Source organism: Plantactinospora sp. A48 (assembly GCF_055793945.1).
Window position 1 is genome coordinate 61,180 of the sequence record NZ_JBTIXF010000009.1, and the last position, 12,610, is coordinate 73,789.

At 72.3% G+C, this 12,610-nt stretch carries 11 protein-coding genes; 5 read left to right on the top strand and 6 right to left on the bottom strand.

The annotated features are described in order from the left end of the window. Nucleotides 1–63 precede the first annotated feature (63 nt). From ACXN5W_RS07330 to ACXN5W_RS07345, 4 genes are all read left to right on the top strand, one after another. A complete protein-coding gene (locus ACXN5W_RS07330; RefSeq protein WP_473157393.1) occupies nucleotides 64–588 on the top strand; it encodes a PadR family transcriptional regulator in 525 nt (174 codons plus the stop codon). A 173-nt stretch (nucleotides 589–761) separates the two neighbouring features. Next, on the top strand, nucleotides 762–1,430 hold the full coding sequence (locus tag ACXN5W_RS07335; RefSeq protein ID WP_473157452.1) for an ABC transporter ATP-binding protein: 669 nt from the start codon (nucleotides 762–764) through the stop codon (nucleotides 1,428–1,430). Then, a complete protein-coding gene (locus ACXN5W_RS07340; RefSeq protein WP_473157394.1) occupies nucleotides 1,427–3,727 on the top strand; it encodes an ABC transporter permease in 2,301 nt (766 codons plus the stop codon). Before ACXN5W_RS07335 ends, ACXN5W_RS07340 begins: the two co-directional genes overlap by 4 nt. Before the next feature lie 497 nt (nucleotides 3,728–4,224). Further along, on the top strand, nucleotides 4,225–4,440 hold the full coding sequence (locus ACXN5W_RS07345) for a DUF3073 domain-containing protein (protein ID WP_473157395.1): 216 nt from the start codon (nucleotides 4,225–4,227) through the stop codon (nucleotides 4,438–4,440). Nucleotides 4,441–4,671: 231 nt separating this feature from the next. On the opposite strand, the gene amcA is transcribed toward ACXN5W_RS07345, so the two are convergent. From amcA to ACXN5W_RS07370, 5 genes are all read right to left on the bottom strand, one after another. Beyond that, the gene (gene amcA, locus ACXN5W_RS07350; protein WP_473157396.1) at nucleotides 4,672–4,887 is read right to left on the bottom strand and encodes a multiple cyclophane-containing RiPP AmcA; all 216 of its coding nucleotides are present in this window, start codon (nucleotides 4,885–4,887) and stop codon (nucleotides 4,672–4,674) included. Then, on the bottom strand, nucleotides 4,859–5,959 hold the full coding sequence (gene amcB, locus ACXN5W_RS07355; protein WP_473157453.1) for a cyclophane-forming radical SAM peptide maturase AmcB: 1,101 nt from the start codon (nucleotides 5,957–5,959) through the stop codon (nucleotides 4,859–4,861). Before amcB ends, amcA begins: the two co-directional genes overlap by 29 nt. 123 nt (nucleotides 5,960–6,082) lie before the next feature. Beyond that, complete coding sequence (gene purM / locus ACXN5W_RS07360) at nucleotides 6,083–7,237, bottom strand: phosphoribosylformylglycinamidine cyclo-ligase (RefSeq protein WP_473157397.1); 1,155 nt, start codon at nucleotides 7,235–7,237, stop codon at nucleotides 6,083–6,085. Between the two features lie 89 nt (nucleotides 7,238–7,326). Then, nucleotides 7,327–8,904: an amidophosphoribosyltransferase gene (gene purF, locus ACXN5W_RS07365; protein WP_473157398.1), complete on the bottom strand. Its 1,578-nt coding sequence runs from the start codon at nucleotides 8,902–8,904 to the stop codon at nucleotides 7,327–7,329. A gap of 232 nt (nucleotides 8,905–9,136) precedes the next feature. Then, a complete protein-coding gene (locus ACXN5W_RS07370; RefSeq protein ID WP_473157399.1) occupies nucleotides 9,137–9,490 on the bottom strand; it encodes a sterol carrier family protein in 354 nt (117 codons plus the stop codon). A 161-nt stretch (nucleotides 9,491–9,651) separates the two neighbouring features. Between ACXN5W_RS07370 and ACXN5W_RS07375 the strand changes: the two genes are divergently transcribed. After that, entirely contained in the window at nucleotides 9,652–11,844 is a 2,193-nt protein-coding gene (locus ACXN5W_RS07375; protein ID WP_473157400.1) for a peptidase associated/transthyretin-like domain-containing protein, read from the top strand. Between the two features lie 15 nt (nucleotides 11,845–11,859). Here the strand turns inward: ACXN5W_RS07375 and ACXN5W_RS07380 are convergent, their stop codons facing one another. Further along, nucleotides 11,860–12,609, bottom strand: coding sequence for a 2-phosphosulfolactate phosphatase (locus ACXN5W_RS07380; RefSeq protein ID WP_473157454.1), 750 nt, complete (start codon nucleotides 12,607–12,609; stop codon nucleotides 11,860–11,862). Nucleotide 12,610 lies beyond the last annotated feature (1 nt).

The following is a 12,610-nucleotide window of genomic DNA, read 5'->3' on the forward strand; positions in this document are numbered from 1 at the left end:
CAGACTCTGCCCTGGTCAGCCCGGTACACGCGATGCGTATACGCGATGTGTATAGTCTCTGGCATGTCGATCGGACAGACTTTTCTCGGCCTACTGGAGGCCGGCCCCCGGCACGGCTACGACCTGAAGCGGACCTACGACGAGCGGTTCGGCCAGGCCCGGCCGCTGCCGTTCGGCCAGGTGTACGCGACGCTGTCCCGGCTGCTCCGCAACGGCCTCGTCGAGGTCGACGCGGTCGAGCCGGGCGAGGGCCCCGAACGCAAGCGGTACGCGATCACCAGGGCCGGCGTGACCGACGTCGGCCGTTGGCTGTCGACGCCGGAGCGACCCGAGCCGTACCTGCAGAGCGTCCTCTACACGAAGGTCGTACTGGCACTGCTCACCGGCCGGTCCGCGGCCGAACTGCTGGACGTGCAGCGCTCCGAGCACCTGGGACTGATGCGGGAGCTGACCCGGCGCAAGTCCGGGGGTGACCTCGCCGACCAGCTCATCTGCGATCACGCGCTGTTCCACCTGGAGGCGGACCTGCGGTGGCTCGAACTGACCGCCGCCCGCCTCGACGAGCTGACCGCGCGGGTGACAGCGTGACCGCCCAGCCGCCGGCCGGCCCCAGCGGTCCGACACCGTCCCACGGCACCGGGCCGACACCGTCCCACGGCACCGGGCCGACACCATCCCACGGCGCCCGGCCGACAGCCGACCGCACGGGCGCGGCCGGCGACCGGCGGGACCAGCCCGGCTCGGACCACGGGGTCGAGCCGCTGCTCGTCGCCGACGACCTGCACAAGCGCTTCGGCGCGACACCCGCGCTGGCCGGCGCGTCGCTGCGGATCGACGCCGGTGACATGGTCGCGGTGATGGGGCCCTCCGGGTCCGGCAAGTCGACCCTGCTGCACTGCCTGGCCGGCATCGCCGCGCCGGACGCGGGAACGGTGCGCTACCAGGGCCGGGACCTGGCGACCATGCCGGACGCCGGCCGCAGCGCCCTGCGCCGCCGCGAGTTCGGGTTCGTCTTCCAGTTCGGGCAGCTGGTGCCCGAACTGACCTGCCTGGAGAACGTGGCCCTGCCGCTGCGCCTGGAGCGGGTCCGGCGGCGGGCCGCCGAACGCCAGGCCGGGGAGTGGCTGGACCGGCTGGAGGTCCGGGACGTCGCGGACAAGCGTCCGGGTGAGATATCCGGCGGCCAGGCCCAGCGGGTCGCGGTGGCCCGCGCGCTGGTCACCGGCCCGCGGGTGGTGTTCGCGGACGAGCCGACCGGGGCGCTGGACTCGCTCAACGGGGAACGGGTGATGCGGCTGCTGACGGCGGCGGCCCGGGACACCGGCGCGGCGGTCGTGCTGGTCACTCACGAGGCACGGGTGGCCGCGTACGCCGATCGGGAGGTGGTGGTCCGGGACGGGCGCACCCGCGACCTGGTGGTGGTCCGGTGACCGATCTGCTGCTGGGCGCCCGGCTGGCGGTCACCGGCGGCCGGGACGGCTGGACCCGCACGATCCTCACAGCGGTGGGCGTCGGGATCGGGGTGGCGATGCTGCTGCTGGCCGCCGCCGTGCCGGGTGCGCTGGGCGCCCACGGTGCCCGCACGGAGGCCCGGGACGACCTGCGGCTCGACGAGCCCATCCCACGGGCCGCCAACACCATGCTGGTCGACACGGTCGACACGGCGTTCCGGGACCGGGCGGTACGCGGCCGGTTGCTGCACCCCGAGGGCCCCGACGCGCCCCGCCCGCCCGGCGTGGCCAAACTGCCCGGGGCGGGCGAGGCGGTGGTGTCCCCGGCGCTGGCCCGGCTGCTGGAATCGCCCGACGGCGCCCTGTTCGCGCCCCGGCTCGGCGGTGCCCGGATCGTCGCCACCATCGGCCGGGACGGGCTCGCCGGACCGGGCGAGCTGGCGTACTACCTGGGCAGCGACACCCTGTCGGTGGACCGGGCCGTCCGACTGGACTCGTTCGGCGGCGGGGAACCCGGTGAGGGGCTCAGTCCGGTGCTGGCCCTGCTGGTGGCCATGATCTTCGTCGTACTCCTGCTGCCCATCGCGGTGTTTCTCGCCGCGGCGGTCCGGTTCGGCAGTGAACGCCGGGACCGCCGGCTGGCGGCGCTGCGCCTGGTCGGCGCGGACACCGCGATGACCCGGCGGATCGCCGCCGGGGAGGCCGCCGCCGCCGCACTGCTCGGGGTGGTGGTCGGTGGCGCGTTCTTCGCGCTCGGCCGCCAGCTCGTCCCCCTGGTCACCCTCTGGAACATCAGCGTGTACGCCTCGGACGTCCGGCCCGGGTGGCCACTGGTGCTGGTCATCGCCGTGGCGGTGCCGGTGCTGGCCGTCGTGTCGACGCTGGTCGCGCTGCGCGGTGTGCTGGTCGAGCCGTTGGGCGTGACCCGCCGGGCCGGCACGGGCCGGCGCCGGCTGTGGTGGCGGTTGCTGCTGCCGGCGGCCGGGCTGGCCCTGCTGGTACCGCTGCTGGGCAGCGTCCGCGACAACCCCGGCCCGCGAGGCAACGTCCAGGCCGCCGCCGGGGCCACCCTGCTGCTCGTCGGCACGGTCACCCTGCTGCCCTGGCTGGTCGAGGCCGCGGTACGTCGGCTACGGGGCGGACCGGTCGGCTGGCAGCTCGCGATCCGGCGGCTACAGGCCGACAGCGCCGGCTCGGCCCGGCTGGTCGGCGGGATCGCGGTGGCGGTCGCCGGACTGATCGGGCTGCAGATGCTCTTCGCGGTGGCGCAGGCCGAATCCACCGCCTCCACCGGTCAGGACCCCAGCCGGGCCACCGTCCAGGTCCAGGTGTCGACGCCGGACCCGGTGGCGGCCCGGGACCGGCTGCTCGGTGTACCAGGCGTCACGGGCGGGACCGGAACCGTGGTCGTCGGCGGTGCCTCGGCGGACGCCCCGGACAGCGGCTACCTGACCGTCCGGGTCGGCGACTGCGCGGCGCTGGCCGAGTTCGCCGTGCTGCCGGGGTGTGCCGACGGTCAGGTGTTCGCGGCCCACGCGCCGGCCGCCGAAGGTGCGGCCCCCGCGCTGGAACCCCGCCCCGGTCGACGGCTGCGGTTGGGCAGCGGCCCCGAGGGCGCCGGCCTCGTCTGGACGATTCCGGCGACGGTGCCCCCGGTGCCGGCCCGGAAGGATCCGGTGGGCTGGGCCGAGACACAACTGCTGGTGACGCCGGCCGCCCTCGACGTCCGGCGGCTCGGATCGGCCGCGCAGCTCAACGCCTTCCTGCGCACCGACCCGCACGCCCCGGACACCATCGAGCGGGTCCGCAACGCCGCGGCCGTCCTCGACCGGTACGGCGACGGCGCCGTGAACACGCTGGCCACGACCCGCAAGACCGGCAAGTTCAGCACCATCCAACGCGGCCTGTACGCCGGAGCGGTGGTCACGCTCCTGCTGATCGGAGCCAGCATGCTGGTGGGCCTGGCGGAGCAGCTTCGGGAACGACGCCGGCTGCTGGCCATGCTGGTGGCGGTGGGCACCCGGCGCTCCACCCTGAGCTGGTCGGTGCTCTGCCAGGCCGCCGTGCCGGTGCTGCTCGGGTTGATCCTGGCGGTGGGCTTCGGGCTCGCGCTGGGGACGATTCTGCTACGCCTGCTCGCCGTACCGTTCGCGGTTTCCTGGTCGGTGGTGGGCGTCTCGGTCGGACTCGCGGCGGCCACCGTGCTGCTGGTCACCGCCGGCAGTCTGCCCGTGCTGTGGCGACTGACCCGACCGGGCGGACTGCGTACCGAGTGACCGCGGTGGGTGGGTGGGTGGCTGAGGCTGGGGCTGGTGGGCGGCCCGCCCCGCTCCGGGCGGTCAGGCTTGATCCCTGCGCGGGGCTGGGCTGCCGAAACCTGTCGGGCGTTGCGCTCGTCCGTTCCGCACGGTCAGGCTCGATGCGCATGGGCTGGGCTGCCGAAACCTGTCGGGCGTTGCGGCTCGTCCGTTCCGCACGGTCAGGCTCGATGCGCATGGGCTGGACTGCCGGAATCTGTCGTGGGTTGCTGCCGTCCGTTCTGCTTTGCGAGCTTTGCCGGATTTGGTGCGGAGCTAACGAGTGGGCCGGAGACCCGTGCCTTACTGGCTACAATGAGTAAACCTCGGGAGATCCGCGACGCGCGGGCGTGACCGAGGGAACCCGAGGTGCCGAACCGGCGCTCGCCCATGTACCGTAAGAGCCACGAGAGATGCCTAACGTCATCGGGGCCCGCCTTCGGGCTGCCCCGAATTCTGTGCGAGGGGGTCGAGCCATGGGGCGCGGCCGTGCTAAGGCCAAGCAGACGAAGGTGGCCCGGGAGTTGAAGTACCACTCCCCGAACACCGATCTCGCCGCCTTGCAGCGGGAACTCGGCGGCGGCGGCAAGTCGGGTCACGACTTCGACGACGGCTACAAGGACCTGGTCGACGACGAGGAAGACGATCTCGACGAGGATGACCAGGACCCCTGGGCACCTCGCATTCGCTGACCCCTCCGGATTGACGAGCACGCGGTACCACCCGCGTGCTCACGCATGTCCGGTACGGGTCGCCGTGAACGCCGAGTACGTCAACCGACGATCTGGGAACCTGCCGTGGACGGCCGTTGCCACGCCCGACCCGCGGCAGGTTCCCATAGGTCCTCAGACCCTCGCTGGCGAGGTCTCAGGCCGGGTGACGTCTCGGGCGCTGGCGTGCGCGTGGCCAGCGGGGTTTCGCGGTCAGCGGGGTCGGTTGTTCCAGTTGTAGAACGTCGGAATGTTCTCGAAGTGGTTCCAGGCGCAGACCGCGGCGCCGTCACCGGCCGCCTCGGCACGCTCGCGTCGGGCCGTCTCGGCCTCCCGCAGAAGGGCGTCCAGTCCCGCGCCGGCTCCGCGTACCCGTTCCGCGAGGCCGTCGCCAGCGCGCTCAGTTCGTTGGCTGGTGATCTCGGGCATGGTCCAACACTCCCTCCAGTAGGCGGATCTTGCTGTTCCGGCAGTGTTCGGTCTCCGTGCCGTCGAACCGTCCATGCTCGAAGTACCGGTTTGCCGCGTGTCCCCCACCGCAGAACCCGAAGTACGCACACCCCGACCGGCAGGACTCCACCCCGCGCAGGAACTCGGCCACCCACGGCGTCTCCGCGGCGCCGGCCAGTATCTCCGGCAACGGCGTCGACAGCACGTTGCCGCTGCTGAAGTCCCCGTACTTCGGGTCGCAGAACCCGGCCAGTTCCGGCGAGAGCAGGACCACCGAACCATCGTGGGCGATCGTCGGGATCGGGTCGAGACGGCGGGGCAGCAGGTCGTCCGACGTACCGTCCAGGACCGCTCCCGCATACCGCAGGGACCACTCGACCTCGCGCAGGTGGATCCGCGGATCCCGGCGCCAGGCCGTGACCAGTTCCGCCCAGAAGCCCCGGACCAGCCGGGCCGGTCGGGCGTTGCTCCGGGTGTTGACGCCCTCGGTCTCCTCGATGTTGATGCCGAGCACCCCGCAACCAAGATCGAGGAAGTACTCGTACAACTGCGTCGCCAGCCCGGGCGCCGGGCGGGAGACGACGCACAGCGCCGAGAACGGGATGCCGTGCCGGCGCAGGGTCTCGATGCCACGCCGGATCTGGTCGTACGCCGGCCGCCCACCCCGGCCGACCCGCTCGGCGTTGCGATCCCGGGGCCCGTCCACGCTGACGCTGACCCGCACCCGCCGGCTGGCGAAGAACTCGCACCAGTCGTCGTCGATCAGCGTGGCGTTGGTCTGGACATGGTGCTCGACCGCCGCGTCGAACGGAGCCAACAGCGCCGCCAGGTGCTCCCGTCCGGCCGCCAGCGGCTCCCCGCCGTGCCAGACCACGGAGAACCGGTTGCCGACGGCCCAGCGGTTCACCGGCCCGGCGACCGCCGCTGCCACGGCCACCGGCATCCGCCGGTCGACGGCGCGCAACGGCAGATAGCAGTAGGCGCAGTCGAGATTACAGAGGGTGGTGGGCTGCATCACGACGTACGTCGGCACCGCGGCTATCCCGCGCATGCCCGACGGCGTCCGTCGCGCAACCTCCACCACACCTCCCCAGGCCATGTGCATTCAGGCTAGGCGCCAATAGCCGGTCGGGTGAAGGCCCGATCAGGTAGACGTACGATATGCGGAGCGTGATCAACCCCGGGTGTGCTGGCCGATCATCTGCACCTGGCCGGTCCCCTCGATGATCTCGCCGGCCTGCCACGCCTCCACCCCGCGCCCGGCCAGCGTGGCCAGGGCCCGGTCGGCGTCCTCCGCCGAGACGATCGCGAACATGCCAACCCCCATGTTGAAGGTCGACTCCATCTCCGAGTCCTCGATCCGACCCTTCGCCTGCACCAGATCGAAGATCGACTGCGGCTTCCAACTGGCCCGGTCCACGATGGCGTCGACGTTCTCCGGCAGGACCCGCACCAGGTTGCCCGGGATACCACCCCCGGTCACGTGGGCGAACGCCCGTACCTCGGTCTCGGCGATCAGCTTCAGGCAGTCCTGCGCGTAGATCTTGGTCGGGGTGAGCAGCTCCTCGCCCAGCGTGCGCTGGCCGCCGAAGTCGTCGACCACGGTGTCCAGCCGCATCCGGCCGGCACCGAGCAGGACGTGCCGGACCAGCGAGAACCCGTTCGAGTGCAAACCGGACGACTTCATGGCGATGACCGCGTCACCCACCTCGACGCGGTCCGGGCCGAGCAGCTCGCTCTCCTCCACCACGCCCACGCCGGTGGCCGAGACGTCGTACTCGTCCGGCCGCAACACCCCCGGGTGCTCCGCCGTCTCGCCGCCGAGCAGCGCGCAACCGGCGTACCGGCAGCCGTCCGCGATGCCCGCGCCGATCTCGGCGACCTTGTCCGGAACCACCTCGCCGCAGGCGATGTAGTCGAGCAGGAACAACGGCTCCGCCCCGCAGGCCACGAGGTCGTCCACCACCATGGCGACCAGGTCGATGCCGACGGTGTCGTGGATGTTGAGCTGTTGGGCGATCACCAGCTTGGTGCCCACGCCGTCCGTGGAGGAGGCCAGGATCGGGTTCCGGTAGCGGTTGGTGTCCAGCCGGAACAGCCCGGCGAAACCACCCAGGTCACCCATCACCTCGGGCCGGCGGGTGCCCCGGACCTTGGACTTGAGCAGCTCCACCGCCCGGTCCCCGGCCTCGATCGAGACCCCGGCCTCCGCGTACGACACGCTCCGCTTCCGGCCGGACCTGCCGGCTGCCCTCCAGGGTTGCCGGTCGGCACCCGAGCCGCCGGTCGGTCCGCCAGCTGCCCCGCTGCGCTCGGACACGTGCGTCACGATTCTCCCCTTCGTTGTGCGGCCGGCCGGATCCGTGATCACCGGAACCCGTCCGACCCGGCCGCCGGGCTGAACAGCACCGGCCGGTGCTATGGGCGGTGCAGTGCGTCGGCGCCGCCAGGGCTGGCGACGAGCGGCGCGGGCCCGGAGCCGGGACGGTCCGCCCCGGTCGCCAGGTCGGACCCTCCAGCGCCGACGCGGCGGTCGGAGGGCCGCCGTGCCGAGCCTTCGAGCAGGTGTTTGCCGATCAGGTTGCCGGCCGGCAGCTCGATCGGATATTCGCCGTCGAAACAGGCCCGGCAGAGCCGGGTCTTCGGTTGCTCGGTCGCCGCGATCAGACCGGCGAGGGAGACGTAGCCCAACGAGTCGGCGCCGATGGACCGCCGGATGCCCTCGTTGTCCAACCCGTTGGCCAGCAGTTCGGCGCGGGTGGCGAAGTCGATGCCGTAGAAACAGGGCCAGTTGACCGGTGGTGACGAGATCCGCACGTGCACCTCCAGCGCGCCGGCCTCGCGCAGCATCCGCACGATCGCCCGCTGGGTGTTGCCGCGCACGATCGAGTCGTCCACCACGACCAGCCGTTTGCCCCGGACGTTTTCCCGCAACGGGTTCAGCTTGAGCCGGATGCCGAGCTGGCGCAGCGTCTGCGAGGGCTGGATGAACGTGCGCCCGACGTACGGGTTCTTCATCAGTCCCGCGCCGTAGGTGATGCCCGAACCCTCCGCGTAACCGATCGCCGCCGGCGTGCCCGACTCCGGCACCGGGATCACCAGGTCAGCCTCGACCGGATGCTCCTTGGCCAACTGCCGGCCGATCGCCACCCGGGCCGCGTGGATGTTCCGGCCGGCGATCGTGGTGTCCGGGCGGGCGATGTAGACGTACTCGAAGAGGCATCCCTTGGGCTCCGGCGCGGCGAACCGCACCGACCGCAGGCCCTGCTCGTCGATCGCCAGCAACTCACCCGGCTCGACCTCGCGGACCACGCTGGCGCCCACGATGTCCAGCGCGGCGGTCTCGCTGGCCACCACCCAGCCGCGCTCCAGCCGACCGAGCACCAGCGGTCGCACCCCGTGCGGGTCGCGGGCCGCGTAGAGCGTCGACTCGTCCATCAGCACGAAGCTGAACGCGCCGCGCAGCCGGGGCAGCACGTCCAGGGCGGCGGCCTCGACCGAGACACCGGAGCGGCCGGCCAGCAGGGCGGTGACGAGGCTGGTGTCCGAGGTCGAACCGTCCAGCTCGATCCCGGCCTCGGTGAGCTGGGTGGTCAGGTCGGCGGTGTTCACCAGGTTGCCGTTGTGGGCCAGCGCGATCGTCGTGCCGGAGTCGGTGGCCCGGATCGTCGGCTGGGCGTTCTCCCAGGTCGAACCGCCGGTGGTCGAATACCGGGTGTGGCCGATGGCCAGATAGCCACGCAGGCTGGCCAGGGTCGGCTCGTCGAACACCTGGGCCACCAGGCCGAGATCCTTGTAGACCACCACACCCGAGCCGTCGCTCACCGCGATGCCGGCGGCCTCCTGGCCGCGATGCTGGAGCGCGTAAAGGCCGAAGTACGTGAGCTTCGACACGTCCTCACCCGGGGCCCAGACGCCGAACACCCCACAGGCGTCCTGCGGGCCGGGCCGTTCGGGGTCGAGGTCGTGGTTCAGCCGGCCATCGCCTCGGGGCACCTGATGCTCCCTCTGTGAGCTGCTGGGAATTGGTCCGGGAACTGCCGTCGTCCCCAGAGTGTACGCGAGCCGACGGCTGGACAGCGAGCCAGCGATTGGCCGCAGACGGTGAAGCAAATCAATATCCACAGCCGGTTGAGCTGCCTTCTTACCAGGTCAACCGGGATTATTTCGGCGCGACGACGACAGCTCGCCGAGGCGTACCGGCAACCGACACCAGGCTCGAAAACCATCAGAGTGGCAGCAGACCGGACAGATCCGACCGGATGCCGCTGGCCCGCACCCGTCCGTCGGTGACCGCGGTCGCCCAGTCCAGCCGGCCGGTGGCCAGCAGCACCCAGGTGACCGGATCTGTCTCCACCACGTTCGGCGGGGTGCCCCGGGTGTGTCGCGGACCCTCGATGACCTGCGCCGCCGCATAGGGTGGAACGCGCACCTCCACCGATCGACCAGGGGCCCGCTCGGACAACTCGGCGAGAAGAAGCCGCACCGCGTCGCGCAACACCGTCCGTTCGGGCGGCTCGCCTACGTCGAGGGCTGCCAGCACCGCCAACACCGGTGAGGACTTACCGTGCGGAGAGGACACGTCGGGACGATACGACCCCGCGGCGTCGCAATCGCCGTCGCCCCTGGGTCGCGCCGGTCCGACTCGACAAGGCATAGTGACCGACGGTGTATCTCGTACGGCGGTAGCTCCTCCCGGTCGACCCGGATCGGGGTGGCGGCAGGACCCGGAAGGCGGTAGACGTGGGAACCCACCGACGAGCCTGGTGGCAACGGGCCGGTGTGGTCGTGGCGCTGATGACCGGCGCCCTGCTCACCGCCCCCGCCGCACCGGCCCTGGCCGACGCGCCCAGCATCACCAACGTCTCGGCGTCGCCGAACTCCGTCAACGTCGGCGGGACCGTGCGGGTCGGCTACTCGCTCAAGTTCAACCCGGTCCAGGACGGGCCGGCGGACATCACCGTGCGGTCCAGCAACTCCAAGCTGACCTGCGTCGACGGTTGCAGCGCCAGCGCGGTCACCGGGGACGGCGACCGCACCGCCACCTTCAAGTACGCCACGGCGGCCACCTCGAACGAGAGCGCGACGATCACCGTCAGCGCCTCGTCGAAGACCCCGCCCGGCCAGAACTCGCAGAGCACCCAGGTCACCCTGGTCGGCAAGCCCGCCCCGGAGCAGCCGCAGACCGTCAAGCAGATCTGCGGGAAGGTCGTCAACAAGAACTCCGGTGCCGCCGTCGCGAACGCGTCGGTCATCCTGCAGGACGGCCAGAACCACAACTACTCCACCACCGCCAACGGCAGCGGCAACTTCTGCTTCAACGGCACCACGAGCCGGCCGATCGTCCCGGGCACCCTCGGGCTGATCGCCGGCAAGAACGACATACGTTCGAGCGTTCTCGGCGTGACCGCGAGCGCCGGTCAGTCGATCAGCGGGCAGCGACTCAGCCTCGACCTCCCGGCCGCCACCCCGAGCGCCACCCCGTCGGCGGAGGCGACTCCGAGCGACGAGGTCACCGACGAGCCGACGGACGAGGCCACCGACGGCGCGGCGAGCGAGACCCCGGCGGAGACGACGGCCAAGAACGCCTCCAGCGGTGGTGGCATGGGCCAGTGGCTGCTGATCATCGCCGGTGGCCTGCTCGTCGCCCTGGGCGTGGGTGCGATCGTGCTGCTGTGGATGCGGCGCAAGGAGGGTGACGACGGTGCCGAGTCCGGCGCCGCACCGACCACCACGCCCCGCCCGGTCGTTCCCACCCAGGGCGGGTACGGCGGCGCGAACGACGCGACCCGGGTCGCCGGCCGGCCGGGCGCCGACCCCACCATGGTGGGGGGTGCGGCGCTGGCCGACGCGCCCACGATGATGCACAACCGGCCACTCGTGGACGACGAGTTCCCGGACCCGTACGGCGCACCGCTGCCCAGCCCGCAGACGAACTACGGGCGGCAGGAGGGCGACTGGGCCGGCACCGGTTACGCCGGCAACAACGCGCCCACCCAGGTGGGCTACGGCGCCGCTGGAGCGGCCGGATACGGCGCCACCCAGGCGCAGGGACCGGGCTACGGAAACAACGGCTACGGAAACGCCCCCGGTTCGGGCGCCGGTGCCGGTTACGGAACCGCCCCGGCCTCGGGCGCCGGCTACGGCAACGCCCCGGGCGCCGGCTACGGCAACGCCCCGGCCTCGGGCGCCGGCTACGGCAACACTCCGGGTTCCGGTGCCGGTGCCGGTTACGGCAACGCCCCGGCCTCGGGCGCCGCGGGCGCCGGAACCGGTCAGGGTTACGGCAGCAACGGCTACGGCGAGAACCCCGCCGGTTACGGCGGTTACGGCGAGCAGCCCGGCCGGCCCACCGAGGCCCCGGCGGGCCACGCTGGCTACGGCGAGCAGCGGTACGACGAGCAGACCGGCCGGTACGACGGTGGAGGCTACGGTCAGCAGCAGCCCGCCGACCCGTACAACACCGCGTACGGCCAGGGCGGCGGTGACCAGAACTACGGCGCGGGCCAGAGCGGGTACGACAACCGGGGTGGCTACGACCAGGCCGGTGGCGGGTACGACGGCGGCTATGACCAGCGTGGCGGTGACCAGCGTGGCGGCCAGGGCGGCGGCGGATACGACCAGCCCGGCGGCCAGGGCGGTGGCTACGGCTACCCGCAGCAGCAGGGCGGCTACGACCAGTACGGCCAGGGCGAGCACGGCGGCCAGGGTGGGTACGACGGCCGCGGTGGCTACGGCGGCGGCCAGGCCGGCGGATACGACAACTCCCCGGGCCAGGCACCGAACCAGGGTGGCTACGACAACAACCAGACCCCGGGCGGATACGGCAGCCAGGGCCAGGGCCAGAACGGGTACTACGGCGACCAGCAGCACCAGCACGGCGACCAGGATCCGGCCCGGGGCGGTCGCCGGCCGGTCGACTGGCTGGACGACTGACGGATTCGCGGCGGCTCAGGCCGCCGCGATGACGCCGTTCCGGAGCACCGGAACGGTGGTCGAGATGCCGACCCGGGCGGCGATCTCGACGTCCTCGCCGAAGCCCCGCCCGATCAGCTCGCGGCCGGAAACGCAGCCCCGCACCGCCGCCGGGATGTTCGGAATACCGCCCAGGCCCGCCAGCACGACCGCCGCCTCGACGGAAAGGCCGCCGGGGGCGGTGACCAGCGCGTCGAGCACCGCCGCCGCGCCGAGTTGATCCTCGACGCACGGCCGCAGGGTGCCGTCGCTCCACCGCTCGCCGGCGGCGATCACCCCGATCGGCCGTTCCGCCGAACCGTACCCCTGGGCCAGCAGCCACCCGCCGACAGCGGTCGCGTTCCGCAGGCAGGCGGTCGCCACCGACACCCCGGTGGAGCTGGCGGCGGAGCAGATCGCCGAACCGTTCGGCGAGGGTAGGACAAGGTCGGGCACCACCGGCGCCGCGCGCAGGGCGGCCGGGGACAACGACCAGGGATGTCCCGGATCCACCGTGCCGCGTCCCACGGCGGCCACCGCACCGACCCGGGCCGCGTACTCGGCGGCCTGGGCACCCCACGGGAACGGGTGTACCCGCGTTCCCCGGCTCACCGCCACCTCCACCGAGGTGGTGAAGGAGAGCACGTCGACCACGACGAGGACCGAGCAGACCCGGCCCAGTTCCGCCGCGCCCGACAGCCCCCAGTCGAACCGAACGCCGGTCCCCGGTTGACCGTGGACCGGCACG

Bases quoted from the DNA above. Each gene is read 5' to 3' on its own strand.
- ACXN5W_RS07330 (WP_473157393.1), top strand. From the start codon at position 64: ATGTCGATCGGACAGACTTTTCTCGGCCTACTGGAGGCCGGCCCCCGG.
- ACXN5W_RS07345 (WP_473157395.1), top strand. From the start codon at position 4,225: ATGGGGCGCGGCCGTGCTAAGGCCAAGCAGACGAAGGTGGCCCGGGAG.
- amcA (WP_473157396.1), bottom strand. From the start codon at position 4,887: ATGCCCGAGATCACCAGCCAACGAACTGAGCGCGCTGGCGACGGCCTC.
- amcB (WP_473157453.1), bottom strand. From the start codon at position 5,959: ATGCGCGGGATAGCCGCGGTGCCGACGTACGTCGTGATGCAGCCCACC.